Origin of the sequence: Nocardiopsis sp. NPDC057823, assembly GCF_042797335.1 — a bacterium.
Classification (GTDB): Bacteria; Actinomycetota; Actinomycetes; order Streptosporangiales; family Streptosporangiaceae; genus Nocardiopsis; species Nocardiopsis changdeensis.
Genome location: NZ_JBHVLR010000002.1, coordinates 381616 through 405777 on the forward strand (window position 1 = coordinate 381616; position 24162 = coordinate 405777).

General features: G+C 73.4%; 20 protein-coding genes. 11 read left to right on the forward strand and 9 right to left on the reverse strand.

Going from position 1 to position 24162, the window contains the following annotated elements; translation table 11 throughout:
- Positions 1-293: 293 nt before the first annotated feature.
- Positions 294-1070: a polyphosphate--glucose phosphotransferase gene (gene ppgK / locus ACFVNO_RS05950; protein ID WP_355255183.1), complete on the reverse strand. Its 777-nt coding sequence runs from the start codon at positions 1068-1070 to the stop codon at positions 294-296.
- A gap of 192 nt (positions 1071-1262) precedes the next feature.
- Here ppgK and ACFVNO_RS05955 point away from each other — a divergent pair, with 192 nt between their 5' ends.
- Both ACFVNO_RS05955 and arc read left to right on the forward strand, forming a co-directional pair.
- Positions 1263-2255: a tRNA (adenine-N1)-methyltransferase gene (locus ACFVNO_RS05955; protein ID WP_378889764.1), complete on the forward strand. Its 993-nt coding sequence runs from the start codon at positions 1263-1265 to the stop codon at positions 2253-2255.
- A 403-nt stretch (positions 2256-2658) separates the two neighbouring features.
- Positions 2659-4428, forward strand: coding sequence for a proteasome ATPase (arc, locus tag ACFVNO_RS05960; RefSeq protein WP_355255178.1), 1770 nt, complete (start codon positions 2659-2661; stop codon positions 4426-4428).
- Positions 4429-4510: 82 nt separating this feature from the next.
- Here arc and ACFVNO_RS05965 read toward each other — a convergent pair whose 3' ends face one another.
- Both ACFVNO_RS05965 and ACFVNO_RS05970 read right to left on the reverse strand, forming a co-directional pair.
- Positions 4511-5764: an arginine deiminase gene (locus ACFVNO_RS05965; RefSeq protein WP_378889770.1), complete on the reverse strand. Its 1254-nt coding sequence runs from the start codon at positions 5762-5764 to the stop codon at positions 4511-4513.
- Positions 5765-5786: 22 nt separating this feature from the next.
- A complete protein-coding gene (locus ACFVNO_RS05970) occupies positions 5787-7235 on the reverse strand; it encodes a basic amino acid/polyamine antiporter (RefSeq protein WP_355255169.1) in 1449 nt (482 codons plus the stop codon).
- Positions 7236-7576: 341 nt separating this feature from the next.
- On the opposite strand from ACFVNO_RS05970, the gene dop reads away from it, so the two are divergent.
- Positions 7577-9094 carry a depupylase/deamidase Dop gene (gene dop / locus ACFVNO_RS05975; RefSeq protein ID WP_355255166.1) on the forward strand — a complete coding sequence of 506 codons (1518 nt, stop codon included), beginning with the start codon at positions 7577-7579 and terminating at the stop codon, positions 9092-9094.
- Positions 9095-9293: 199 nt separating this feature from the next.
- On the opposite strand, the gene ACFVNO_RS05980 is transcribed toward dop, so the two are convergent.
- Positions 9294-10370 carry a hypothetical protein gene (locus tag ACFVNO_RS05980; protein WP_378889775.1) on the reverse strand — a complete coding sequence of 359 codons (1077 nt, stop codon included), beginning with the start codon at positions 10368-10370 and terminating at the stop codon, positions 9294-9296.
- A 90-nt stretch (positions 10371-10460) separates the two neighbouring features.
- Here ACFVNO_RS05980 and ACFVNO_RS05985 point away from each other — a divergent pair, with 90 nt between their 5' ends.
- The gene (locus ACFVNO_RS05985) at positions 10461-10937 is read left to right on the forward strand and encodes a PPOX class F420-dependent oxidoreductase (RefSeq protein WP_220562130.1); all 477 of its coding nucleotides are present in this window, start codon (positions 10461-10463) and stop codon (positions 10935-10937) included.
- Positions 10938-10949: 12 nt separating this feature from the next.
- Here ACFVNO_RS05985 and ACFVNO_RS05990 read toward each other — a convergent pair whose 3' ends face one another.
- Positions 10950-11765 (reverse strand): SDR family NAD(P)-dependent oxidoreductase, encoded by an 816-nt coding sequence (locus tag ACFVNO_RS05990; protein ID WP_355255158.1) that lies wholly within the window; start codon positions 11763-11765, stop codon positions 10950-10952.
- Positions 11766-11839: 74 nt separating this feature from the next.
- Between ACFVNO_RS05990 and ACFVNO_RS05995 the strand changes: the two genes are divergently transcribed.
- Both ACFVNO_RS05995 and ACFVNO_RS06000 read left to right on the forward strand, forming a co-directional pair.
- Positions 11840-12448: a helix-turn-helix domain-containing protein gene (locus tag ACFVNO_RS05995; protein WP_355255155.1), complete on the forward strand. Its 609-nt coding sequence runs from the start codon at positions 11840-11842 to the stop codon at positions 12446-12448.
- A 93-nt stretch (positions 12449-12541) separates the two neighbouring features.
- Positions 12542-13336: an SDR family oxidoreductase gene (locus tag ACFVNO_RS06000; protein WP_355255152.1), complete on the forward strand. Its 795-nt coding sequence runs from the start codon at positions 12542-12544 to the stop codon at positions 13334-13336.
- Between the two features lie 21 nt (positions 13337-13357).
- Here the strand turns inward: ACFVNO_RS06000 and ACFVNO_RS06005 are convergent, their stop codons facing one another.
- Positions 13358-13954, reverse strand: a complete 597-nt coding sequence (locus ACFVNO_RS06005; RefSeq protein WP_378889780.1) for a TetR/AcrR family transcriptional regulator — start codon at positions 13952-13954, stop codon at positions 13358-13360.
- Between the two features lie 264 nt (positions 13955-14218).
- On the opposite strand from ACFVNO_RS06005, the gene ACFVNO_RS06010 reads away from it, so the two are divergent.
- On the forward strand, positions 14219-14824 hold the full coding sequence (locus ACFVNO_RS06010; RefSeq protein ID WP_355255149.1) for a hypothetical protein: 606 nt from the start codon (positions 14219-14221) through the stop codon (positions 14822-14824).
- A 58-nt stretch (positions 14825-14882) separates the two neighbouring features.
- Here the strand turns inward: ACFVNO_RS06010 and ACFVNO_RS06015 are convergent, their stop codons facing one another.
- The gene (locus ACFVNO_RS06015) at positions 14883-16493 is read right to left on the reverse strand and encodes a PucR family transcriptional regulator (protein ID WP_378889782.1); all 1611 of its coding nucleotides are present in this window, start codon (positions 16491-16493) and stop codon (positions 14883-14885) included.
- A gap of 183 nt (positions 16494-16676) precedes the next feature.
- Between ACFVNO_RS06015 and ACFVNO_RS06020 the strand changes: the two genes are divergently transcribed.
- Both ACFVNO_RS06020 and ACFVNO_RS06025 read left to right on the forward strand, forming a co-directional pair.
- Positions 16677-17981 carry an MFS transporter gene (locus ACFVNO_RS06020; RefSeq protein ID WP_355255144.1) on the forward strand — a complete coding sequence of 435 codons (1305 nt, stop codon included), beginning with the start codon at positions 16677-16679 and terminating at the stop codon, positions 17979-17981.
- A 131-nt stretch (positions 17982-18112) separates the two neighbouring features.
- Positions 18113-19723: an amidohydrolase gene (locus ACFVNO_RS06025; protein ID WP_378889785.1), complete on the forward strand. Its 1611-nt coding sequence runs from the start codon at positions 18113-18115 to the stop codon at positions 19721-19723.
- Positions 19724-19852: 129 nt separating this feature from the next.
- Here the strand turns inward: ACFVNO_RS06025 and ACFVNO_RS06030 are convergent, their stop codons facing one another.
- Positions 19853-20992, reverse strand: a complete 1140-nt coding sequence (locus ACFVNO_RS06030) for a S1 family peptidase (RefSeq protein WP_355255138.1) — start codon at positions 20990-20992, stop codon at positions 19853-19855.
- A gap of 522 nt (positions 20993-21514) precedes the next feature.
- Complete coding sequence (locus tag ACFVNO_RS06035; RefSeq protein WP_378889787.1) at positions 21515-22576, reverse strand: S1 family peptidase; 1062 nt, start codon at positions 22574-22576, stop codon at positions 21515-21517.
- 360 nt (positions 22577-22936) lie between these two features.
- Here ACFVNO_RS06035 and ACFVNO_RS06040 point away from each other — a divergent pair, with 360 nt between their 5' ends.
- Positions 22937-23137: a ubiquitin-like protein Pup gene (locus ACFVNO_RS06040; protein WP_220562119.1), complete on the forward strand. Its 201-nt coding sequence runs from the start codon at positions 22937-22939 to the stop codon at positions 23135-23137.
- Positions 23138-23285: 148 nt separating this feature from the next.
- Positions 23286-24137 carry a proteasome subunit beta gene (prcB, locus tag ACFVNO_RS06045; protein WP_355255132.1) on the forward strand — a complete coding sequence of 284 codons (852 nt, stop codon included), beginning with the start codon at positions 23286-23288 and terminating at the stop codon, positions 24135-24137.
- The last annotated feature ends 25 nt before the right edge of the window (positions 24138-24162 follow it).

Consider the following 24162-nt stretch of genomic DNA (forward strand, 5'->3'; position numbering starts at 1 on the left):
CGCCCGGCCCCGCCCGCCCGACCGCCCCGCCCCCGGACCGCGCCCCCCGCGCCCGGGTCCGGCGGGGAGACCGGAACGTCCCGACCGCAGTCCCTCCGCGGCCGGGCCGGGTCCGGAAGTGTTCCGGCCGCACCTCCCCCGTGGCCGGGGCACGACGACCGCCGGCACGGTCCCCCGTGCCGCGGCGGTCCCGCCCCGCGCCCCCGGGCGGTTCACGACGGGGCGCGCCCCGGCCCCTTCCCCTTTGCGGCCGGGGCGCGCCACCGCCCCCGTCCGAGGCGCGGGCCGGGGCGTCAGGCGCCCGGGAGCGCCGCGCCGGGGCCGTGGGCGGCCAGGGCCGCGCCCACGATGCCCGCCGTGTTGCGCAGCTCGGCCGGGACGATCGGGGTGCGGATGTCCAGCAGTGGCAGGAACTTGTCCGACTTGCGGCTCACCCCGCCCCCGACCACGATCAGGTCCGGCCACAGCAGGTCCTCCACCACCCGGTAGTACCTCTGCAGGCGCTTGTGGGCCCACTCGTGGTAGGACAGGCCCTCGCGCTCCTTGGCGCCCGAGGACGCCTTGGTCTCGGCGTCGTGGCCGTCGATCTCCAGGTGCCCGAACTCGGTGTTGGGCACCAGGTGCCCGTCCACCACCAGCGCCGTGCCGATCCCCGTGCCCAGGGTGGTCATCAGCACCACGCCCGAGACCCCCTTGGCGGCCCCGTAGCGGGCCTCGGCCACCGCCGCGGCGTCGGCGTCGTTGAGCAGCCGCACCGGCCGGCCGGTGACCCGGGCGAACAGCGCCCGCGCGTCGGTGCCGATCCAGCTCTTGTGCAGGTTGGCGGCGGTGCGCACCACACCGTTCTGCACCACGCCCGGGAAGGTGACGCCCAGGGGAGGGCCGTCCGCCTGGGGGAAGTGCGCGGCGATCTCGCCGACGATCTCGGCGACCTCCTCGGGTCCGGCGTGGTGGGGCGTGAGGATCTTCAGGCGGTCCTCGAGGAACTCCCCGGTGGTCAGGTCGACCGGGGCCCCCTTGATGCCGCTGCCGCCGATGTCGATCCCCAGCCCGGTGGTCGGCTCTGACATGGGTCCTCGTCTCCGTGTCCGTGCTCAGGCGAGCAGATCGGCCCGCTGGGCTGATACTGCCCTGACGGGCGGGGCTTCGCACACGGGGCCGGCGCGTGTCCGCCCGCCGCGGACGGGCCCAGGTGGTGTCGGCGGACCGATACGCTGGACGATCGCCCCGACCGAACCGAATCTGGGAAGACGAGAGCGACGTTGACCGGTATCCATGGCCGCCGTGGTCCCTTCACCGACGGTGACACCGTGCAGTTGACCGACCCCAAGGGGCGCATGCACACGATCACCCTCCACGAAGGGGGCACCTTCCACTCCCACAAGGGCAAGGTCGAGCACTCCGACCTCATCGGCCGGCCCGAGGGCAGCGTCGTGCGCTCCAACACCGGTACCGCCTATGTGGCGCTGCGCCCCCTGCTGATCGACTACACCCTGTCGATGAAGCGCGGGGCGACCATCGTCTACCCCAAGGACGCCGCCCAGGTCCTGGTGGAGGCCGACATCTTCCCCGGCGCGCGCGTCGTGGAGGCCGGCGCCGGGTCCGGCGCCATGTCCAGCTGGCTGCTGCGCGCGGTGGGGGAGAAGGGCATGGTGCACTCCTACGAGCGCCGCGCCGACTTCGCCGAGATCGCCCGCAAGAACGTCGAGCGGTTCTACGGCGGCCCGCACCCCGCGTGGAAGCTGACCGTCGGCGACCTCGTCGAGGAGCTCGACGAGACCGACGTGGACCGCGTGTTCCTGGACATGCTGGCCCCCTGGGAGTGCCTGGACGCCGTGGCGGGGGCGCTCATCCCCGGCGGCCTGCTGTGCTGCTACGTCGCCACCACCACCCAGCTCTCGCGCGTGGTGGAGGAGCTGCGCGAGGACGAGCGGTTCTACGAGCCGCGCTCGTGGGAGACCATGCTGCGGACCTGGCACGTGGAGGGCCTGGCGGTGCGCCCGGACCACCGCATGATCGGGCACACCGGGTTCCTGGTGGTGGCCCGCCGCCTGGCCGACGGGGTGGAGGCGCCCGAGCGCCGCCGCCGCCCGGCCAAGGGCGCCTACGGCCAGGACTACGAGGCGGCCCGCGCGGCCGCGGGCGGCGCCGCCGCGACCCCCGATGCCGCGCCCGCCGCCGGGGCGGAGCGGGAGCCGACCGCCCAGGAGTCCCCCGTCCAGGACACCGCGGCCCAGGACACCGCCGCGGAGTGACCCCCGCGCGGGGGCGCGCCGCCCGCACCGGCCGCGGGACGCCCCGCGGCCCCGGTGGGGCGGCGGGCGCAACCGCGGCACGGCCCGTCCGGAGCACGTCTCCGGGCGGGCCGTCGCGTTTCCCGAAAGGGCGTCCCGGGGCGCTCCCCGGCGTTCGAGTACCGTAAACATGTCCGTTTCATCCCCGGCGACGTGCACGGCGCCGCCGCGCCGTCAAGGGGCCGAAGCGTGACCCGGTCCCGCCCGAGAGGTTACTTTCTCATTACGTCGGGTCATCCTCTAGCAGCCTGACCTGCGGTGACGCAAGGTCTTGAAATGAGGCCTACGACACTCGTCGGGGCTGGGAGGTTAGGAATAGGGCAGGGGTAGGTACGCTCCCGAGTAGTCGTCCTTCTAAAAGGAGGTGGCGGACGTGGCCGAGCGCGACGACGAGCGTCAGAGCGACCGGGACCGTGAAGTCGCTGAACTCACGGCCCAGGTCTCCTACATGGAAAAGGAACTCAGCGTGGTCCGGCGCAAGCTCGCCGACTCGCCCCGACATGTACGCCTCCTCGAGGAGCGCCTCAGGGAGGCCCAGGCCAACCTGGCGGCGGCCAACGGCCAGAACGAGCGGCTGGTCTCCACTCTCAAGGAGGCCCGCGAGCAGATCGTGGCCCTGAAGGAGGAGGTCGACCGGCTGGCGCAGCCGCCGTCCGGCTTCGGCGTCTTCCTGGGCGGGCGCGACGACGAGACCGTCGAGATCTTCACCAACGGCCGCAAGATGCGGGTCAACGTGAGCCCCTCCGTGGACGTGGACGAGCTGCGTCCCGGCCAGGAGGTCATGCTCAACGAGGCCTTCAACGTCGTCGAGGTGGAGTCCTTCGAGACGGTCGGCGAGGTCGTGATGCTCAAGGAGATCCTCGAGGACGGCGAGCGCGCCCTCGTGATCTCGCACCACGACGAGGAGCGCATCGTCCGCCTGGCGGACCCGCTGCGCGACGAGCCGATCCGGCCCGGGGACTCCCTGCTGCTGGAGCCGCGCTCGGGGTACGTGTACGAGCGCATCCCCAAGTCGGAGGTCGAGGAGCTCATCCTCGAGGAGGTCCCCGACATCGCCTACACCGACATCGGCGGCCTGTCCGGGCAGATCGAGCTCATCCGCGACGCGGTCGAGCTGCCCTACCTGCACAAGGACCTGTTCCGCGAGCACAAGCTGCGCGCGCCCAAGGGCGTGCTGCTGTACGGCCCGCCCGGCTGCGGCAAGACGCTCATCGCCAAGGCGGTCGCCAACTCGCTGGCCAAACAGGTCGCCGAGCGCACCGGCCGCGACGTGGGCAAGAGCTTCTTCCTCAACATCAAGGGCCCGGAGCTGCTCAACAAGTACGTCGGCGAGACCGAGCGGCACATCCGCCTGGTCTTCCAGCGGGCCCGGGAGAAGGCCTCCGAGGGCACGCCGGTCATCGTCTTCTTCGACGAGATGGACTCGATCTTCCGCACCCGCGGCTCGGGCGTGTCCTCCGACGTGGAGAACACCATCGTCCCGCAGCTGCTGAGCGAGATCGACGGTGTCGAGGGCCTGGAGAACGTCATCGTCATCGGCGCCTCCAACCGCGAGGACATGATCGACCCGGCGATCCTGCGGCCCGGACGCCTGGACGTCAAGATCAAGATCGAGCGGCCCGACGCCGAGGCGGCCCGGGACATCTTCGCGAAGTACATCACCGAGGACCTGCCGCTGCACGAGGACGACATGGCCGAGCACGGCGGTTCGGCCAAGGCCACGGTGGACGCCATGATCCAGACGGTCGTGGAGCGGATGTACACCGAGGGCGAGGAGAACCGGTTCCTGGAGGTCACCTACGCCAACGGTGACAAGGAGGTCCTGTACTTCAAGGACTTCAACTCCGGCGCCATGATCGAGAACATCGTCTCGCGGGCCAAGAAGATGGCCATCAAGGACTTCATCGACCACGACTCCAAGGGGATCAGGGTCGCGCACCTGCTCCAGGCGTGCGTCGACGAGTTCAGCGAGAACGAGGACCTGCCCAACACCACCAACCCCGACGACTGGGCGCGGATCTCCGGAAAGAAGGGCGAGCGCATCGTCTACATCCGGACCCTCGTCACGGGCAAGAAGGGCGCGGACTCCGGGCGGAGCATCGACACGGTGGCCAACACCGGCCAGTACCTGTAGGAACGCACCTCCGAGGACGACAGAGGGGGCCGACCGGACTTCCGGTCGGCCCCGCCGCGTCCGGCGGCCGGGCGCGGACCGGTCAGAAGTCCACGGGGTCGCGGACCAGGGGGCAGGTCATGCAGTGGCCGCCGCCGCGCCCCCGGCCCAGTTCGGCGCCGACGATCGGCAGGACCTCGATGCCCGCCGCGCGCAGCAGCGCGTTGGTCTGGGTGTTGCGGTCGTAGGTGAAGACCACGCCCGGCTCCACGGCGACCGCGTTGTTGGCGCTGTCCCACTGCTGGCGCTCGGAGGCGTAGGCGTCGCCGCCGGTCTCGATGGTCCGCAGCGCGGACAGCCCCAGGGCCTTCGCCACCACGTCCGTGAACGCCCGGGCGCCCTCGTCCACCACCTCCACGCCCGGGGCGCGGTCGGACGGGTACAGCGAGAAGGTGTGCACCGCGTCCATGATGCGCGGGTAGAGGGTGACCACGTCGCGGTCCACGAAGGTCAGCACGGTGTCCAGGTGCATGGCGGCGCGCAGCCTGGGCATGCCCGCCACGATGACCCGGCGGGCGGCCCCGGCGGAGAACAGCGCCGCGGCGACCTGGGTGATGGCCTGGCGCGAGGTGCGCTCGCTCATGCCCATGAGCACGACCCCGTCGCCCACGGGCATGACGTCGCCGCCCTCGAAGGTGGCCTGGCCCCAGGGGAGCTCGGGGTCGCCCCACCAGACGGTGTCCCCGGCGAAGTCCGGGTGGAACCGGTACACGGCCTTCATCAGCAGGGTCTCGTCGCGGCGGGCGGGCCGGTAGAGCGGGTTGAGCGTGACGCCCCCGTAGAGCCAGCAGGTGGTGTCGCGGGTGTAGAGGGTGTTGGGCAGCGGCGGCATGAGGTACTCGCGGCCGCCGGTGGACTCCTGGGCGAGCGAGAGGTAGGGCGAGCGGTACTCGTCGGGCAGGTCGTCGGCGGCCATGCCGCCGATGAGGAGCTCGGCGAGGCCGCGGGGGTCCAGGGACTCCAGGAAGGCGCGGGTGCCCTCGATCAGGCCGGTCCCGACCTCGTTCGGGGTGATCTTGCGGTCCAGCAGCCAGGAGCGGGCCCCGGGCACGGCCAGGGTCCGGGCGAGCAGGTCGTGGAGCTCGACGACCTCGACGCCGCGGCCGCGCAGCGCGGCGACGAACTCCTCGTGGTGGCGCAGTGCGCTGTCCACCCACATGACGTCGTCGAAGAGCAGGTCCGCGGCGTTGGTCGGGGTGAGGCGGCGGTGGGCGAGTCCGGGCGAGCAGACCAGGACCTTGCGCAGGCGGCCCACCTCGGAGTGGACGCCGTGCGGCGGCGGGGCGGTGTCGGGCATGGCGGAGTCCCTTCGGAGCGGTTCAGAGCGTGATCAGGCCGGTGGCCAGGGCGGCCACGCCGGCCGCCGCCCCCGCGACGGAGACGGCGCACACGGCGAGCTCGGCCGGGGTGAACAGGCGGCGGCCCTGTTCGCGCCGGACCTTGACGAACAGCACGGTGGCGGGCGCGTAGACGATGAGGGAGACCAGGACGTACTTCAGGCCGGCCGCGTACAGCAGGAAGGCGGTGTAGGCGGTGGCGAGCACCGCGATCGCGAGGGCGCCCCGGGACGCCCCGGCCCCGGCGCCCGCGGCGGGGTCCCGCGCGACCTTGACCGCGAACAGCGCCGCGAGCAGGAACGGGATCAGGGTCAGCGCGCTGGTCATGTTGAGCGCGAAGTCGAAGGCGTCCTCGGAGAACAGGGTGACGACCAGGACCGCCTGGGACAGCGCGGTGGTCATCACCAGGGCCGGGACCGGGACGTCGGCGGCGTTGGAGCGGCGCAGGAACCGGGGCATGTCGTCGTCCCGGGCGGCGACGAACAGCACCTCGGCGGCCATCAGGGTCCAGGCCAGGTAGGCGCCCAGCACCGAGACGATCAGCCCGGCGCTCACGAACACCGTCCCCCAGGGGCCCACGGCGTGCGCCAGGACCCCGGCCATCGAGGGCTGGCGCAGGGCGGCGATCTCCTCCATCGGCATGATGCCGTAGGACACGACGGTGACCGACGCGAAGACCGCGAAGACGCTGAGGAAGCCCAGGACGGTCGCCCGGCCCACGTCCTCGCGCCGGGCGGCGTGGCGGGAGTAGACGCTGGCCCCCTCCACCCCCAGGAACACGAACACGGTGACCAGCATGGTGCCGCGCACCTGGTCGAAGAGGGTCCCGGCGCCGGCGGTGCCGGTGAGGTTGCCGGCGAACACCGCCGGGTCCAGGAGGAACAGGGCCAGCACGACGAACACCAGGATGGGCACGAGCTTGGCGACGGTGACCACCCGGTTGATCGCCGTGGCCTCCCTGACGCCCCGGCGCACCAGCAGGAAGAACCCCCACAGGCCGACCGAGGACAGCCCCACGGCCAGGAGGGTGTCGCCGTCGCCCAGGGCCGGGAAGAGGGCCCCGAGCGTCGACATGATGAGCACCCAGTAGGTCACGTTGCCGACGCAGGCGCTGGCCCAGTACCCGAACGCGGCGAAGAACCCGAGGTACTCGCCGAAGCCCGCCTTGGCGTAGGCGTAGACCCCGGCGTCCAGGTCGGGCCTGCGCACGGCGAGCATCTGGAAGACGAAGGCGAGCATGAGCATGCCGGTGCCCGCGATCACCCAGGCGATGAGGGCCCCGGCCACGCCGGTGGACTCGGAGAACCGCGACGGCAGGGAGAAGACCCCGGCCCCGACCATCGAGCCGACGACCATCGCCGTCAGGGTCGGCAGGGTGAGCCTGACCGGCGCGCCCCCGGACGCGCGCTCGGCGGCGTGCGCGCCGCTCATGCCGGCCGCTCGCGGGGTCCGGGGCGATCGTCGCCCGGCGTGTTCGCCATGTGGCACATGGTCATAATCTAGGCGGATGGGTCCGTATCGCCGGGCCTTGCCCGTGTCCTCGGGGTGTCTTGCGCTTTGCCGCGCGGACCGCGGCCGCAAGGGAGGCGGCAACGGTCGGCCGACTTTTCCCGGAAAACGGGTGAAAGGTTTTTCCCGGCTCGGGGAAAGCCGGTCCCACCTGCGATGACAACGGCGCGCCGGGAGGCCCGGAACTCCCGGGAAGACGGCGCTTGGGCCACAATCGACGCGGAAGCGTTCAAGACCGGCCCCCGGTGGATAATCTCTTCACCATGAGTGTGCGGCGGATTATGGGTATCGAGACCGAGTACGGGATCTCCGTGCCGGGCAACCCCGGGGCCAACGCGATGGTCACCTCAACCCAGGTGGTCAACGCCTATCTGGCCGCCTCGGCGGCCCGGGCGCGACGGGCACGATGGGACTTCGAGGAGGAGAACCCGCTGCGCGACGCGCGCGGCTTCGACCTGGCGCGTGAGGTGGCCGACCCCACGCAGCTCACCGACGAGGATCTGGGGCTGGCCAACGTCATCCTCACCAACGGGGCGCGGCTGTACGTGGACCACGCCCACCCCGAGTACTCGGCGCCCGAGGTCACCAACCCGCGCGACGCGGTGCTGTGGGACAAGGCGGGCGAGAGGGTGATGGCGGACGCGGCCGCCCGGGCGGGGGCCACGCCGGGGATCGAGCCCATCCAGCTGTACAAGAACAACACGGACAACAAAGGCGCGTCCTACGGCTGCCACGAGAACTACCTGATGCAGCGGTCGACGCCGTTCGGCGACATCGTGCGCCACCTCGTCCCGTTCTTCGTGTCCCGCCAGGTGGTGGTGGGCGCGGGCAAGGTGGGCATCGGCTCCGACGGGCAGGGGACCGGCTTCCAGCTCTCCCAGCGCGCCGACTTCTTCGAGGTCGAGGTGGGGCTGGAGACCACGCTGAAGCGTCCCATCATCAACACGCGGGACGAACCGCACGCCGACCCGGACAAGTACCGGCGGCTGCACGTGATCATCGGCGACGCCAACATGAGCGAGATCTCCACCTACCTCAAGCTGGGGACGACGTCGCTGGTGCTGTCGATGATCGAGGACGGGTTCATCAGCGTGGACCTGTCCCTGGAGACCCCGGTCGCCGACCTGCGGGCGGTGTCCCACGACCCGACGCTGGCGCACCGCGTGAAGCTGCGCGACGGGCGCCGGATGACCGCGCTGGAACTCCAGGGCGAGTACCTGGACCAGGCGCGCAAGTACGTGGAGGACCGCTACGGCACGGACGTGGACCCCGACACCGCCGACGTGCTGGACCGGTGGGAGTCGGCGCTGACCCGGCTGGGCAACGACCCGATGGACCTGGCCGACGAGCTGGACTGGGTGGCCAAGCTCAAGGTGCTGGAGGGGTACCGCTCCCGGGACGGGCTGGACTGGTCGCACCCGCGGCTGCAGCTGGTGGACCTGCAGTACTCGGACGTGCGGCCGGACAAGGGGATCTACAACCGGCTGGCGGCGCGCGGGCGGGTCAAGCGGCTGCTGGAGGAGCCCCAGGTGCAGCGGGCGGTCACCGAGCCGCCGGAGGACACCCGGGCGTACTTCCGCGGCCGGTGCCTGGCCAAGTACGCGGACTCGGTGGCGGCGGCGTCGTGGGACTCGGTGATCTTCGACCTGCCGGGCTACGACTCGCTCCAGCGGGTGCCCACCCTGGAGCCCCGCCGCGGGACGAAGGAGCACGTGGGGAAGCTGCTGGACGCCTCGCCTACGGCGGCCGACCTGGTGGCGGTGCTGTCGGGCGGCCGCTGACCGCGGGCGCCCGCCGGGGCGGGGACGGCGCGCCGCCCCCGCCCCGTGCTCCGTTCACGCGGAGGTGGTCCGATCGCACACCATCGGTCGCGCGGCCCGAACCGGTGGCCCCGCTCCTGCGGGGACGGATCCGGCCGCTGATCGGAGAGAGCGGTGACCTCCGCGGTCCGGGGTGTGCGCGGCGGGCGCGCCGCCACCGTCAGGGAAGGGCCGCGGCGATGGCGGCGGCGACCTGCGCGGCGTCCAGGCCGTCGGTGTCGATGACGCGGGCGCCCGAGGGCCGCGGCAGCCTGCTCTCCCGGACCGCGGCGTCGACGGCCGCGCTCAGGGCGGGGCCGCTCAGGCCGGCGCGGTGGTCGCCGGGGATGGCGGGCCCGTCGCCGCGGGCGCGCCGGGTGATGCGCTCGGCGAGGACGGCGGGGGAGGCGTGCAGCCAGAACACCGCCACGTCCCCGGGGTCCCACAGGCGTCGGAGGAGGCGGGCGGTGCGGGGATCGCCGCTGACCAGGACGGTCCCGGCGCCGCCGCGGGCCAGGTTCGCTGCGGCCACACGGGTGTTCGCCGCGCGCAGGGGCGCGAGGCGGTCCGCGCGGGTGCGCGTTCCGAGGAACCCGAGCTGGTGGGCGTCGAGGTACCCCACGGCTTCGCCGGCGCGCGCGATCCGGGAGAACGCCCCGAACCCGGCCGTGGAGAGGCCGGCCCCGCCGGGGCCGGTGACCACGGCGGTACGCCGCGGTGCCGCCCCGGGGGCGGGCGCGTCGTCGTCGGCGGTGGTCCGGAGCGGTCCGCCGAGCGCCGCGGCGGCGACCTGCGCGGCGATGTCGGCGGGGGAGCGGCCGACCGTGTCCACGTGCACGTCGGCGGCGCCCGGGTCGAGCCGGGCGGCGTGCTCTGCGGCCTCGTCGGCGAGTCCGACGAGCCATCCGCGGCGCCGTACCCGCTCGCGGATCGTGTCCGCGTCCGCGTCCAGGTGCACGGCCAGGACCCGGTCGCGCGGGACGCCGGGCAGCAGCCGTGCGAGGTGGCCGGGGCCGTCGGCCTGCCCGGCCACGACCAGCACCTCCGCTCCGTGCGCGCGGTACCCGCGGGACAGGGCGGGCAGGGCGGAGGCGATCAGCCCGGTCTCTGTGGCCGTCACCCCGGCGGCCAGCCGGAGCTGGTCGGCGTCCACGAACGCGGCCGTCACGCCCGCGTCCGCGGCCGCGGACAGCATGCGGTACCCGACGGTGGACTTGCCCACCCCCGAGGCGCCGAGCAGCCATACGACGGGAAGCACGCAGCCGACTATAGGGCGGCCGCGCGGGACCCGGAACGGCCGGGGCCCGCGGGGATAGGCTGGGCCCGTTCCCGCTGAGGAGAGAGGCCCATGAGTCCTTCGATCGCGACCAACACCACCGTCGACCTGGCCGGGCTGCTGGAGTTCGTGCGGCCCCGGCACAACGCGCTGCTGATCACCCGCCGCGGCGACGGCGGGCCGCAGGCGTCCCCGGTGACCTGCGGTGTCGACGGGCAGGGGCGGATCGTCGTCTCCACGTACCCGGAGCGGGCCAAGGCCCGCAACGCCGCGCGCGACCCCCGGGTGAGCGTGGTGGTGCTGTCCGACGACTTCGGCGGCGCCTGGGTGCAGGTGGACGGGGAGGCCGAGGTGCTGGACGGCGAGGAGGCCGTCGAGCCGCTGGTGGAGTACTTCCGCGTGATCGCGGGCGAGCACCCGGACTGGGCGGAGTACCGGGAGGCGATGCGCCGCCAGGGCAAGGCGCTGGTCCGGGTGACCCCGCGGCGCTGGGGCCCGATCGCCACCGGCGGCTTCCCCGCCGACCGCGTCCCCCCGTCCGCCGGCTGACCGGCCCCGGGCTCACACCGCCGCGGGGCGATTCTTGCGCACCAGGTCCGCCGAACCGGCGACGCGGGCGGTGGTCAGGACGGCCGACCGGCGGCTGAACAGCCGGAGCAGGAACGGGGCGGCGGCGTCGGCCGCCCGCGACAGCGCGCTGGGGGCCGACCGGCGCCGGTCCAGGACGCGCACCAGCGCCGCGGCGACCTGCTCGGGCGTCCGGAAGTCCCCCGGGTACCCCTCGGTGCCGATCCCGTCGAAGAACTCCGTGCGGGTCAGGCCCGGCGAGAACGCCAGGGTGCGCGGACCGCTCCCGCGGGTCTCCCACCACAGCGCCTCGGTGAAGCTCAGCACGAACGCCTTGCTCGCCGCGTACACCGCCATCCCCGGGATCGGCTGGTAGGCGGCCATGCTCGCGATGTTGACCAGGTAGCCGCCCGGGTCCAACCGCCCGATGAACGCCCGTGACACGTCCACCGGCGCGGTCACGTTGAGCGCGAGCAGCGCCTCCAGTTCGTCGGGGTCCTGTTCGGCGAACGCGCCGTCGGCGCCGATCCCCGCGTTGTTGACCAGGCTCGTCACGCGGATGCCGCGGCGGTCGACCTCGGCGGCCAGGTCCCGGCCCGCGCCCGGGCGGCCGAGGTCGGCCGAGACGGTCTCCACGCGGACGCCGTGCGCCCCGCGCAGTTCGGCGGCCAGGGCCTCCAGCCGTTCGGCGCGGCGGGCGACGAGCACCAGGCCGGAGCCGCGTGCGGCGAGCAGGCGGGCCAGGGCCGCGCCGATGCCGGAGCTGGCACCGGTGATGAGTGTGGTCTGGGAGGCATGATCAAGGGTCATGTCGACACCCTACGCCATGTATGACACTCGGTGTCAAGATCGCTCCTGGGTGCCTTTCCTTGTAGGCTGGCGGGATGACGACCGGAGAACCGACCCCCGGCCTGCGGGAGCGCACGCGCCGCGCGGTCCACCGCGAGATCGCCGAGGCCGGGATGGCGCTCTTCCTGGACCAGGGCTTCGAAGAGACCACCGTCGACCAGATCGCCGAGGCCGCCGGGATCTCCCGCCGCTCCTTCTTCCGCTACTTCGCGACCAAGGAGGACGTGGTCCTGGGCGACATGATCGAGCGGGGGCACCGCATCGGCGCGGCGCTGGCCGCGCGCCCCTCCGGGGAGGAGCCCTGGGCGGCGGTGCGGGCCGCGCTGATGGCGCTGCGCGAGGAGTCCTCCGGCGGCCCCGAGGAGGAGCTGCGCATCGGGCGGATGCTGCACGGGACCCCGTCGCTGCGCGCCCGCAGCCTGGAGAAGCACCTCGCCTGGCAGGAGGTCCTGGTCCCCGAGCTGGCCCGGCGCCTGCGCGAGGCGCACGGCCTCGACGGGGTGAGCGCCGACCACCGTGCCGCCGCGATCATCGCCACCGCGCTCACCTGTATCGACGTCGCCACGGACACCTGGCTCCGCGTCGACGGGGCGGTCCCCCTCGAAGACCTCTGGGACGAGGCCGTCGCCGCCGTCCGGGCCTGACCGCCCGGTACGGGCGACACGCCGGTTATGTGCCCTTGCGCTTAGAGCGCGTGTGCAAATATCTTCGTTCCCGACTCCGACGAAGGGCGCACCATGCAGATCGACCTCACCGGGAAGACGGCGCTGGTCACCGGATCCACCCAGGGCATCGGCTCGGCGATCGCGACCGGCCTGGTCCGCGCCGGGGCGCGGGTCGCGGTCAACGGGCGCAGCCCGGAGACCGTGGACCGCGCGCTGGAGCGCATCGCCGCCGAGCACCCCGGCGCCGACCTGGTCGCCGCCCCCGGCGACCTGGCCGACGACGGCGGCCTGCGGCGCGTCCTGGACGCCGTCCCCGCCGTGGACGTCCTGGTCAACAACCTGGGCGTCTTCGGCGCCCGCCCCGCCCTGGAGATCACCGACGAGGAGTGGCGCCGCTACTTCGAGGTCAACGTCCTGACCGCGGTGCGCACGACCCGGGCCTACCTGCCCGGCATGGTGGAGCGCTCCTGGGGGCGCGTCCTCAACATCGCCAGCGACTCGGCGGTGGTGGTCCCCGCCGAGATGATCCACTACGGCATGACCAAGACCGCCCTGCTCTCGGTCACCCGCGGCTTCGCCAAGGAGGCCGCCGGGTCCGGGGTCACCGTCAACTCCGTCATCGCCGGGCCCACGCACACCGGCGGGGTCGAGGACTTCGTCTACGAGCTGGTGGACCGGGACCTGCCCTGGGAGGAGGCGCAGCGGGTGTTCATGCGCGAGCACCGCCCGATGTCCTTGATCCAGCGGCTCATCGAGCCCGAGGAGATCGCGAACATGGTCGTCTACCTCGCCTCGCCGCTGGCCTCGGCCACCACGGGCGGCGCCCTGCGGGTGGACGGCGGCTACGTGGACTCGATCCTGCCCTGACCGCCCCGCCGGGGCGCGGGGTCAGGCCCGTACGGTCCCGCCCGGCAGGACGGTGTCCCGGCGGCACAGGCCCAGGCAGACGAGTTCGAGGAGGCGCTTGGCGCGCGGCTCCCAGTCGCCCGCCGGGTCGAGCTGGTACAGCCCGGCGATGGCCAGCAGTACGTCGTCGGGTTCCAGGTCCTCGCGCAGGGTCCCGGCGGCGCGGTTGGCGTCGAGCAGCCGCTGGAGCGCGGAGGTGAGCGGTCCCCGGGCCTCCTGGGCGAACCGGCCCCTGCTGGTGGCGCTCTGGAGCGCCCCGATGAGGCCGGCCTTGGTCATGGCGTAGCGGGCGAACCGGGTGAGCCACAGCTTGAAGGCGTCCAGCGGCGGGTGCTCGTCGAGCAGGTCGTCGGCGGCCTGCGCCATCTGCTGCACCTCGGCGCGGTACAGCTCGAAGACCAGGTCCTCGCGGGTGGGGAAGTGCCGGTACAGGGTGCCGATGCCCACCCCGGCCTTCTTGGCGATGGAGTTCAGGGAGGCGTCACTGCACGTGGAGAACGCCTCGCGGGCGGTCTCCAGCAGGTGGGCGCGCGTGCGGACGCCCTGGGCGTGCAGCTGCTCGACGCGCTTGGTCGACACGGTCGTGGTCCTTCGTTGGCGGAGATCTCTCCGTCATAGGTTAGCCGATATTTCGATTTCTTGTCATCCCAGTTCAGACGATGTTTCCCGGGGGTGCTGCGGCTCGCGTCACAGGTTTTCGGGATTGCCTGGCGGAGACCTCTCCGGTAAGTTCTGTGTACGTGGCGGAGACCTCTCCGTCACTTCATTCTCCTCGGTGGGGGCCGTCCCTTCGGGTTCGACGGCCCCGCACCGGGTCACAGCACCTGTCCCTAAGGACCCGCCATGCAAGACAACGCCACTTCCCTGCGGATCGGTGTCATCGGCGCGACCGCGGGCATCGGAGCGCTCATCGCCGCCGAAGCCCGTCAGCGAGGGCACGACGTGTGCGACATCCGCCGCGACCCCCTGGAGATCGGCTACGGCGACCTCGACGGCCTGGACGTCCTCGTCAACGCCCACCAGGCCCAGGTGGGCCGCGAACGCGACCACATAGAGGTCGACCGCCACCTGATCTCGCTGCTCACCGGAACCTCCGTGCGGCTCCTCGTGGCCGGCAGCCACGGACACCTGTACGCCGACGAGTCCAGGACCGCCACCTACTGGCAGAGCAGGATGGCCCGCGGCCCCCTGCGCGACCTGGCGCGCTCCCTGGAACGCGCCTACTTCCTCTACCAGATCAGCCTCGACCTGCGGTGGACCTACCTGGCCCCGCCGGTCGAACTCGTCAGCGAGGGCGAGCGCACCGGCCGCTACCGGACCGGCGGCGACGTCGTCCTCACCGACGAGCACGGGCGCAGCCGGCTCAGCGACGCCGACTACGCCGTCGCCTTCGTCGACGAGATCGAGACCGACGCCCACTCCGGACGGCTCTACACCGTCGCCGCCTGACCGCCGGCGGTCCTCCCCACGTGCGGCGGGGAGGACCGCCGGTGCCCCCCGTGGGCGCTCAGCCGTGCCAGGTGCCGTCGGTGCAGCGCAGGGGGCGCAGGCTCAGCGCCGTCCACAGCTCCAGCCGGGTCCGCGGATCGGACAGCGGGCGGCCCAGCACCCGCTCGGCGGTGCGCAGCCGCGCCCGCAGCGTGTTGCGGTGCACCCCCAGGTCCCGGGCGGTCCCCTCCACCTGCGCCCCGGAGTCCAGGTAGTGCCGCAGGGTGTGCGCCAGCTCCGTCCCGTTGCGCACGTCGTGTTCCAGCAGCGGCCCCAGCACGGCCTCGGTGAACGCCCGCGACCCGCTCTCGGGGACCGCCGACCGCAGCAGAGCCCAGGCGTCCGCCTCGTCCACGTGCCGGTACCCCTGCGGGGGGACCGCGTCGCGGGCCCGGGACACCGCCGAGGCCAGGTCGGCCGGCCCGCGCGCACGGCAGGCCCCCGCCGCCGGCACCCCCGGCAGTAGTGCGAGCAGGCGCTCCCCGGCGTGCGGGCGGCCTGTGTCGGGCAGCACCGCCACCAGTACCCCGTCCAGCGGGCACAGCCCCGCGCTCTGCGCGGCACCGGTGTCCCCGAGCACGTCCACCAGGGCGTCCGCCGCCGCGTCCAGCGCGCTCGGCGTCCCCGGAGCGGGGTCGCGCTCGCCGCCGGCCCGGTAGCAGACCACCTCCCAGGGCGGGGGCGGAAGCGTGAGCGGAACGCCCACCGGCCCGCCCAGCACGGCGGCCCGCAGCAGCGGGGCGCGTTCGCGGAAGATCGCCCGACGCGCGTCGCGCGAGTGCAGCAGGTCCACCGCCAGCAGCGACGCGGCGTGGTTGGCCAGCACCCGCACGCTCGTGGAGGGGGCGGCGCAGCGCAGCGCCAGCCACCCCAGCGTCCGGCCGGTGGTGCCCAGCGTCTGCAGCAGGATCACCCCTTCGCCGTCCGCTGCACCGCCCGTCCCCGTGCCGTCCGCCTCGGCGGTGCCCGGGCCGTCCGCGCCCGCCGCGCCCCGGCCGTCCCCGGCCAGGACCCGCATGCCCGGCGTGCCGCCGGACCCGGCCACCGCGGCGCGCACCGGCGCGTGCCAGGCCGGCTCGGCGTCCGGGACGGCCCGGCTGGTCATCCCGTTGCGGTCCAGCAGCAGGCACTCCCCGGACGCCGCCGACGCCAGCTCGTGCATCACCCCCGCCGGCCCCGAGCGCAGCGCCGCCCGCGCCATCGCGTCCTGGGCGGCCAGCACCCTGCCCTGCTCCCTGCTCCGCTCGGCGGCGTAGTGGTCGGCCACGGTCTCCACCACGGCGATGAACGACGTCTCGCCCTCCACCCGCAGCACCGGGAAGCCGAGCCGGTCGCCCTCGTCCAGCACCTCCGGCGGGATCGTCCCGCCCAGCCACACGTCGATGGCGAAGGCCAGCGCTGCACACCCCGCCCGGTGCAGCCGCCGGACATAGGCGCGCCGCTCCTCCTCGCCGGCCCCCAGGCCCAGCCCCACGGTCAGCACCAGCTCGCCGCCGCGCAGCCAGCGCACCGGGTCGGGCAGTTCGGTGACGTGCGCCCAGCGCACCACCCGGTCCAGCCCCGGGGACCCGGCCGAGGCGTGCACCTCCAGGTGCGGTGCCGAGGTGATGTCGCGGACGGTGATGCTCACGGCTGCTCCCGGGTCCCGGTCGTGCGTCCCGGCGGCGCGCGGTGGGACCGACTGTGCGCGCCGCACTTTTGTCACGGTACGCCCTGTGCGGAACATCCCGGCGCCGGTGACAGGGGAGTGTCTACGGTCACAACAACACCTGAGCAGCGCCCGACGATCGCGCCACACGCAACCGGAGTTCCCATGTCAGAGCGGACCGCCCCCACGTCCTCGCACCCCGCGCGTGCGGCCGTGGCGGCCTTCGTCGGCACCACCATCGAGTGGTTCGACTTCTACGTCTACGCCACGGCCGCGGCCCTGGTCTTCGCCACCCAGTTCTTCCCCGCCGGGACGGACCCGGTCGTGGGCCTGATGGCCTCCTTCGCGACCTTCTCCGTCGGCTTCTTCGCCCGGCCGCTGGGCGGCCTGGTCTTCGGCCACTACGGCGACCGGCTCGGCCGCAAGTCGGCCCTGGTCATCACCCTGCTCATGATGGGCGTGGCCACCTTCTGCGTCGGCCTGCTGCCCACCTACGAGCAGGTCGGGTTCCTCGCCCCGCTGCTCCTGGTGGTGCTGCGGTTCGTGCAGGGCATCGCCGTCGGCGGCGAGTGGGGCGGCGCCGTCCTCATGGCGGTCGAGCACGCGCCCGAGGACCGCAAGACCTTCTACGGCTCCTTCGCCCAGCTGGGCAACCCGGCCGGCGCCCTGCTGGCCACCGGTTCGTTCGGCCTCATCGCCGCCTGGAACGCCGACGCCCTCCACGACTGGGCCTGGCGCCTGCCGTTCCTGGCGTCGGTGCTGCTGGTCCTGGTCGGCCTGTTCATCCGCCTCAAGGTGGAGGAGTCCCCGGTCTTCGAGGCCGCGCAGCAGAAGGACGCGCCCACCGAGCTGCCCGTGCGCGAGGCGCTGCGCACCTCCTGGCGGCCGCTGCTGCTGGGCATCGGGATCCTGCCGGTCGCGGTCGGCGGCTACTACATCGTCACCACCTTCCTCCAGGGGTACGGGGTCACCGAGGTCGGCATCAGCGAACAGGTCATCCTCAACGGCCTGAGCCTGGCCGCGTTCGTGGAGCTGGTCGCCACCCTGGGGGTGTCCTGGCTGGGCGACCGCTTCGGCACCGTCCGCGTGGTCACCATCGGCCTGGTCGGCGTCATCGTCCTGGCGATCCCGCAGTTCCTGGTCCTGGAGACCGGCAGCGTCGGCCTGATCTTCCTGTCGCTGTGCGTGATGCGCTTGGCCATGGCCGCGGTCTACGGCCCGATCGCCCGGGTGCTCGCGCAGATGTACCCGCCGCGGGCCCGCTACACCAGCATCTCCATCGCCTACCAGGTCGCCGGCGCGATCTTCGGCGGCCTGTCGCCGCTGGCCTGCACCGCGCTGTACGCGGCGACCGGCAGCATCCTGCCGGTGGCGGGCCTGCTGATGGCGATGGCGGTGGTCAGCATCATCTGCCTGGCCAACGCGCCCCGGCACCGCGACGCCGACCTGCTGGAGTCCGCGTCGGCCTGAGCCGGCCCGCACCACCCCGCACCCCCCGAACCGGAAGCACCGATCGACGTTCTTCCGTCTCCCCGGGGCGGGCCGGCCGTCCTCCGGCCCGCCCCGGGGCTCCCACCCGTATCCGAACCGAGGAGGAAGCCGTGTCCGGCCTGCTCATCCACAATGCCGCCGTCCTGACCATGGACGACTCCCGCCCCCGCGCCGAGGCACTGGCCGTGCGCGACGGGCGCGTGCTCCTGGCCGGCACGGCCGAGCAGGCCCGCGCCGCGGCCGGGCCCGGTGCCACCGAGATCGACGCGGGCGGGCGCACCGTCCTGCCCGGGTTCATCGACCCGCACAACCACCTGCTGTCCACCGCCGAGTCCCTGGCCGCCGTGGACGCCCGCTACCCCCGGGTGGGCAGCGCCGCCGAGCTGGTCGCCGCCATCGCCGCCGAGGCCGCCCGCACCCCGGCCGGGCAGTGGATCCGCGCCTTCTCCATGGACGACGCCAAGTACCCCGAGGGCCGTCCCACCCGCCGCGACCTGGACGCGGCCACCACCGAGCACCCCGTGATCGTCTACCACGTGTCGGGTCACCAGGCCGTCGTCAACTCCGCGGCCCTGGCCTGGAGCGGCATCGGCGAGGACGTGCCCGATCCGGCGGGCGGCTCGTTCGTGCGCGACGAGGGCGGCCGCCTCACCGGCATGGTCACCGACGCCGCGATGGAGCTGCTGCTGCCGCTGGCCGTCGACATCGGCTGCCACGGGCCCAACTTCCACACCGACCTGCCCACCGAGCACCTCCTGGGCTGGCTGTCCGACGCCGCCCGCCCCTACCTCTCCGCCGGCGTGACCACCGTGTGCGACCCGCAGGTGTCGGCGCGCGAGCTGCGCGTGTACCGGGCGGCGCGGGACGCCGGGACGCTGCCGCTGCGCACCTTCGGCATGCCGCTGTCCCACCAGCTCGACGCCCTCACCCAGGCGGGGCTGGCCTCGCCGTTCGGCGACGACTGGCTGCGCCTGACCGGCATGAAGTTCTACTCCGACGGCACCCTGCTGGGCGGCACCGCCAAGTTCACCGTCCCCTACGGCGAGCGGGGCCAGTTCGCCGGGAGCCTGTACCACCACCCCGACCAGCTGGTGGACCTGGTGACCCGGGCCGCCCGCGAGGGCTGGCAGGTGGCGATCCACACCCAGGGCGACGCCGCGATGGAGCACACCCTGGCCGCGATCGCGTCGGCGGCGAAGGTGTCCGGGCCCGACCCGCGCCCGCGGGTGGAGCACTGCGGGTACCCGACGGTGGAACAGGCCAAGCGGTTCACCGAGTACGGGGTCATCCCGGTCAACCAGCCCAACTTCCTCTACGACAGCGGGCGCGACTTCCTGCGCCGCCTGGGGGACCGGGCCCACCGGCTCCAGCCGATGCGCGAGGAACTCGACCTGGGCCTGCGCCCGGCGCTGTCCAGCGACGCGTTCGTCTCCAGCCTGCGCCCGATGGACACCATCGCCAACGCGGTGGGGCGCACCACCCGCGAGGGCGACGAGATCGGCGCCGACCAGGCGGTCACCCTGCACGAGGCGCTGCGGGCGCACACCCTGGACGCCGCCCACGCGGTGGGGATGGAGGACCGGCTCGGCGCCCTCCGGCCGGGGTACCTGGCCGACGTCGTGGTCCTGGACCGCGACGTCGAGGGGCTGGGCCCGGATGAGCTGCGTTCGGTGAACGCCTGGCTGACCGTGCTGGACGGGAAGGTCGTCCACCGGGCCTGAGGCCCGCGCATCCCCGAGTCCGGGAAAGGGGCGGGCCCTCCCGGCCGGGGACCCGCGGGGGAACGGGGGTGTCCCCGCCCGCGCTGTGCGCGCGGGCGGGGACACCGGGGGAGGGGGTGGGCGGGACGACTAGCTGGTGCGGATCCGCACGCCCCACGAGTTCACCATCGGCAGGACCTCCTGGTAGTAGGTGGTGCCGCCGCTGGAGCAGTTGCCGGAGCCGCCGGAGGTGACGCCCTGCGCCTGCGAGCCGGAGATGAAGGAACCGCCGGAGTCGCCGGGCTCGGCGCACACGTTGGTGCGGGTGAGCGCGTTCACGGTGCCCTGCGGGTAGCGGACCGTCTGGTTGCGGGCCTGGATGGTCCCGCAGCGCCAGCCGGTGGTGGAGCCGGAGCGGCAGATCGCCGACCCGATCGGCGCCTGGGTGGTGCCGGTGACGGACTGGTAGGTGCCGTTGTAGCGGCTGACCAGGTTGGTCAGGGTGAAGTTCGAGGTGCCCCGCACGAACGCGGCGTCGTTGCCCGGGAAGACCGAGCGCTCGAAGGTGCCCCGGCCGTTGCCGATGGTCACGCCGGTGCCCACGGTGCCGCAGTGGCCCGCGGTGACGAAGCCCGGCTGGCCGGCGCTGTTGGTGGCGGCGAAGCCGACCGAGCAGCGGCCGCCCATGTAGTAGGCCAGGCCGCCGATGATGTCCGCGTACAGCTGCGGGGCCTCGTCGGTGGTGACGACCTCGACGGCGGAGGCGTCCACGTCGGCGTCGGCCAGGAGCGCGTCGACGTCGGTGCCCTCCAGGACCTCCAGGACGACGGTGTCGCTCGCGACGTCCGGGTACCAGCCGGTGACGCCCTCGGGGGCGTCGGCCGCGTCGAGGGCCTCGACGACCTCGGCCAGGCCCTCGGTGCCGTACTCGACGACCTCGGCCTGCGCGCCGGTCGCCTCGACCGCCGCGACGGCGTCGGCGCTGGTGACCAGGACGGTGAGGTCCTGGGTCTCGATGTCGTAGAGCGAGCCGCCGTAGGCGTCGCCGGCGGCCTCGGTCGCCTCGGCGTCGACGTCCAGGGCTTCCTCCTGGGCCTCCAGGAGCTCGGTGGCCTCGGCCTGGGTCAGGTCGAGGTCGCGGGCCAGGGCCTCCTGCATGGTGGCGGCGCTGTCATCGGCCACGGGGGTCTGTGGTGCGGTCGCCGCGTAGGCGCCGGGGGACATGGCGAGCACCAGGCCGAAGGCCAGGGCTCCCGTTCCGACGGCGGAGATAACGGGGGAGGGTCGCATGATCCCTACTCTCCAGGGGGATTGACGGGGGAATGGGCTCCCGTTCCGGTGGGGACGGGCGGCCCTTCCGCGGAGTGGGATTGGTCCACTCCGCGAAGCTCACCGAGACGCTCGGTAAACGATTCCAAACCATAAGTGGACACTTTGGCGAGGGAAAGACCCGCTTTCTCCGGAAAGCGACCAAGTGGCAAGGGGATCATCCGATGAGACGGGGTCCCGCGGTGGCTGTTGGTAGTCGAATGTTGAACGACCTGTATTTTTCCGCAGTCGCCCGGTTACCCTGCGCGTAAAGTCTGGCGTCGCAAGGGGGGTTCCCTGGCCGGATCCGGCCAGGGAACCCCGTCCCCTTCGTGACCGCGTGGCTACACGGCGGTAACAACCGAGGTCACGGTGCCGCCGCCCGCGGGGGCGCGACCGGTGCCGGGACGGTCGGGGAGCGCGCCGGGGCGAGGGGCCGGAAGGAGGAGGGGCCGGGCCGCAGCCCGGCCCCGACGCGGAGGGCCTACTCCCGGAAGGGGGCCGTCACGAGGTCACCAGGGTCAGCCCCCACATCGCCAGCAGGGGGTTCACCTCCTGGCCGAACGTGGTGCACCCGCCCCCGGGCGAACCGGAGCCGCCCGAGACGATCCCCTGGGCCTGGTCCCCGGCCACGATGGGCGCGCCCGAGTCCCCGGGGCCCGCGCACAGGTTCGTCCGGAACAGGCCGCGCACGGTCCCCTGGGGGTAGCTCACGGTCTGGTTGCGGGCCTGGAGGGTGCCGCACTGCCAGCCGTAGGCCGGCGAGGACATGCACAGCGCCGACCCCACGGGGGCGGGCGTGGAGCCCGCCACCTCCAGGTATGCGGTGCTGTAGCGCTCGACCAGGTTGGTCACCACCCACGGCGGGGAGACCTGCACGAACGCGCCGTCGGAGCCGGGGAAGACCGAGTGCCGGAACACGCCGACGGGGCCGTCGGGGCCCTGGAGGACGTCTCCGGGACGGCCGCAGTGGCCGGCGGTCAGGAAGCCCTCGACGCCGTCGCCGCGCGCGGAGAAGCCGATGGTGCAGCTGCCGCCGTGGGCGGTGAACCGGTGGCCGCCGATGATCCGTCCGTAGGTCGACGGCCGGGCGGCCTCGACCAGGCGCACCGCGTCGTCCGGCACGCCCAGGTCGGCGGCGGAGACCCCGGAGCCGGGGAGGACCTCCACCACGACGGCGTCGGCCTCGGGGTACCAGCCGACGACGCCCTCGGGGGGCTCGGCGGCGTTCAGCGCGCGGACGACCCCGTCCGGGTCGCCGTCGACGACCTCGGCCGCGGCGCCCAGCGCCTCGACGGCGGCCACGGCGGACCCGTCGGTGACGTGGACCGTCAGCACGCGCGTCCGGACGTCGAACACCGACCCGGCGTAGGCGTCCAGGTCCTCGGCCGCGGCGTCGATCTCCGCGGCCCGGGCCTGCGCCCGCGGCAGCCCGTGCGCCTGTTCGGCGGTCAGGCCCAGGTCCCGGACCAGCGCGTCCTCGACGGTGTCGGCCGCCGCGGGGCCGGCCGACGCGAGCATCGCGGCGGCCAGGCCCAGCGCGGCCAGAGCGGGGGAGTGCTTCATGGGGGTGACTTCCTTGTGGGAAGGGGCGGGGGGAGCGGGCCCTGTGGGCCCGTGGCCCCGGGTATGCCCGCTTTTCCGTTCGGTCACCACCTGGGATCATCCGAGCACCGGCCCGCAGCGCCCGGTCCGACCGGCGCCGCGGCAGGGCCGGGCTCCCGCGGCGACCGCCCGCCCGGGCGCGCGGGGACGGCCGGTCACGGTGCGACGCGCCCGGGAGCGGGGGCCGCCGGTGCGGATTCCGGCCGCGCGTACGCCCCGTGGTTCGAGGTAACCAGCCGGTATCGGGCTCCGGGAAGTGGGTTGAGGTGCCCGGTGTTGGGCCAAGATAAGGGCGAGAGCCCCGAACGGGAGGTAGCAGGTATGGCGAAGGACACCGGCGGTCAGAAGCACGCGTCGCGCCGCGACGAAGAGGTAGAAGAGGTCGAGGCCTCCGCCGACGTTCAGGAGCGCAAGGACCAGCTGGACGAGGACGTCGACGACATCCTCGACGAGATCGACGACGTGCTGGAGAGCAACGCCGAGGACTTCGTCCGGCAGTTCGTGCAGAAGGGCGGACAGTAGCCCGGCGGCCCGGCCCCGCGGCGGTTCGCTGACAGCGCACCGGCGATGCCGTCGGCGCCGCCGCGGACCCGGCTAGGGTCTGATCCGAGAAGACTGAGGACGAGGCGTCCCGCCCGCGTCGGGGCGGGGCGCGAGTGGAGGGAGTCGCGTGTTCGAAGGGTTCGAGGGCAAGGGGTTGCCCGCCGCTTTCATGAGTGCGGGGACCTCGTCCTTCACCGAGTTTCTCCGGGAGGTCAGGCCTGAACTGATGCCCGGCCACGGACTGTCGGCACAGGCGCAGGGGGCCGCCGCCGAGCACCTCGCCCCCGACGCGACGACGATCGTCGCGCTGACCTTCCCCGGGGGCGTCCTGATCGCGGGCGACCGTCGCGCCACCCAGGGCAACGTGATCGCCAACCGCGACATGGAAAAAGTTTATCGAACGGACGAGTTCTCCGCGGTGGCCATTGCGGGCTCCGCCGGCTTCGGTATCGAATTGGCCCGTCTCTACCAGGTGGAACTGGAGCACTACGAGAAGATGGAGGGCCGCTCGCTCTCCCTCGAGGGCAAGGCGAACAAGCTCGCGCAGATGGTCCGCGGCCACCTCGGCCTGGCCATGCAGGGCTTCGTCGTGGTCCCCCTCTTCGTCGGCTACGACGAGAACGAGGGCCGCGGCCGCGTCTTCAGCTACGACGCGACCGGCGGCCGCTACGAGGAGCAGCGCTACTACTCCATCGGCTCCGGATCGGTCTTCGCCAAGGGCTCCATCAAGAAGCTCTACCGCGATGACCTCACGGAGACGGACGCCGTCAAGGCCGCCCTGGAATCCCTCTACGACGCGGCCGACGACGACTCCGCCACCGGAGGCCCCGACCTGCACCGCAGGATCTTCCCCCTGGTCGACGTGATCACCGCGGACGGCCACCGCCGCCTGCCCGCCGAGGACGTCGCCCGCCTGGCGACCGAGGTGGTCGAGGGGCGCGCCGTCCACCCGGACGGCCCCACCGCCCCCCTGGCCTGAGCCGCCGGCCCGGCCCCACCCGCCC

Coding starts and splice junctions, on each gene's coding strand:
- ppgK (WP_355255183.1), bottom strand. CDS start 1,070: ATGTCAGAGCCGACCACCGGGCTGGGGATCGACATCGGCGGCAGCGGC.
- ACFVNO_RS05965 (WP_378889770.1), bottom strand. CDS start 5,764: ATGCCCGACACCGCCCCGCCGCCGCACGGCGTCCACTCCGAGGTGGGC.
- ACFVNO_RS05970 (WP_355255169.1), bottom strand. CDS start 7,235: ATGAGCGGCGCGCACGCCGCCGAGCGCGCGTCCGGGGGCGCGCCGGTC.
- dop (WP_355255166.1), top strand. CDS start 7,577: ATGAGTGTGCGGCGGATTATGGGTATCGAGACCGAGTACGGGATCTCC.
- ACFVNO_RS05985 (WP_220562130.1), top strand. CDS start 10,461: ATGAGTCCTTCGATCGCGACCAACACCACCGTCGACCTGGCCGGGCTG.
- ACFVNO_RS05990 (WP_355255158.1), bottom strand. CDS start 11,765: ATGACCCTTGATCATGCCTCCCAGACCACACTCATCACCGGTGCCAGC.
- ACFVNO_RS05995 (WP_355255155.1), top strand. CDS start 11,840: ATGACGACCGGAGAACCGACCCCCGGCCTGCGGGAGCGCACGCGCCGC.
- ACFVNO_RS06000 (WP_355255152.1), top strand. CDS start 12,542: ATGCAGATCGACCTCACCGGGAAGACGGCGCTGGTCACCGGATCCACC.
- ACFVNO_RS06010 (WP_355255149.1), top strand. CDS start 14,219: ATGCAAGACAACGCCACTTCCCTGCGGATCGGTGTCATCGGCGCGACC.
- ACFVNO_RS06020 (WP_355255144.1), top strand. CDS start 16,677: ATGTCAGAGCGGACCGCCCCCACGTCCTCGCACCCCGCGCGTGCGGCC.
- ACFVNO_RS06030 (WP_355255138.1), bottom strand. CDS start 20,992: ATGCGACCCTCCCCCGTTATCTCCGCCGTCGGAACGGGAGCCCTGGCC.
- ACFVNO_RS06035 (WP_378889787.1), bottom strand. CDS start 22,576: ATGAAGCACTCCCCCGCTCTGGCCGCGCTGGGCCTGGCCGCCGCGATG.
- ACFVNO_RS06040 (WP_220562119.1), top strand. CDS start 22,937: ATGGCGAAGGACACCGGCGGTCAGAAGCACGCGTCGCGCCGCGACGAA.